The sequence below is a fragment of the Spirosoma fluminis genome, assembly GCF_054778895.1.
In genome coordinates, this window is the sequence record NZ_BAAGZD010000035.1 from 1 (window position 1) to 993 (window position 993).

Sequence of the window (993 nt, forward strand, 5' to 3'; positions counted from 1 at the left end):
CCAACCTGGTGTACTCCTACACCCAGAATGGCAACAACAACACGCAAAACGTGGTGCAGAACGCCAACTAAGGCGAGCTGAGAAACAAACGAAAACCTGAGCCTGAACACAAGGCTCAGGTTTTTTCGTTAAGTTCAGGCGTTGCTCGGAAAGGTTACCTCTACAACAAGCTTATGAAATCACTCTTTTTTTTGGCAGCTACCTTACTAGGTACGGCCGCTGTCCAGGCCCAGAACACCGCTGTGATTAGCCAACAGGGTAATGGGAAAGAAATATCAATCGTGCAGAGCGGGACGGGCAACAGCTCGTCAGTCAGTCAGTCGAGCGATGGTTCAAACCGAGCGGTAATTACTCAGTCAGGGAGTGGCAACGTAGCTAAGATCAGCCACGGCAACACAGCTATTGTCAGTCAGGGTGATGAAGCAACCGGACAAAGTATTACGGTGAGCCAGTCAGGTGATAGCGATGTGGAGATCGATCAGACAAATGGCAGCAACTCAATTTACATTCATCAAAGTAGTGGCCAAAGCCCAACGGATAAAAAATCTGGGAAACGAGATAATAAAGGTCAACCTAAAAAAAATTAGCCTTTATTCGTAAGTAGGTAATTTCAAAAAAGTTACTTCGCAAGTATTCATATAGGTTTTGGAATGGAACTGATGCTAGCATCAGTTCCATTCCAAAACCTATTTTTATTATAGTACGTCACACTCAATAGGTTGAAAAAGGATCAAACAAGCGGGATGAATAATCAGTCTTCAGCTCACTTTTATTAATAGATAAATAAACAGAACAATTTATTTTCATTATAGTATACTATGCGATTAGATAGACTAACTGGTGAGTTTATCTAAAAACGTTATACTTTTTAACTTTTCCAAATCAGTACATTTCAATGAAAAAAGTAATCCTAACTAGCGCAGCGTTGATGGCCTTCGCTGCCGCATCCTACGCCCAGATCTTCCAGAACGGCTTGCAACAGTACGCCGAGCA

Annotated in this window: 1 protein-coding gene; it reads left to right on the forward strand. The window is 42.6% G+C overall.

Features of this window, described 5'->3' with window-relative positions; translation table 11 throughout:
- Positions 1-173 precede the first annotated feature (173 nt).
- Positions 174-587, forward strand: a complete 414-nt coding sequence (locus ACYVBJ_RS20870; RefSeq protein ID WP_460984244.1) for a hypothetical protein — start codon at positions 174-176, stop codon at positions 585-587.
- The last annotated feature ends 406 nt before the right edge of the window (positions 588-993 follow it).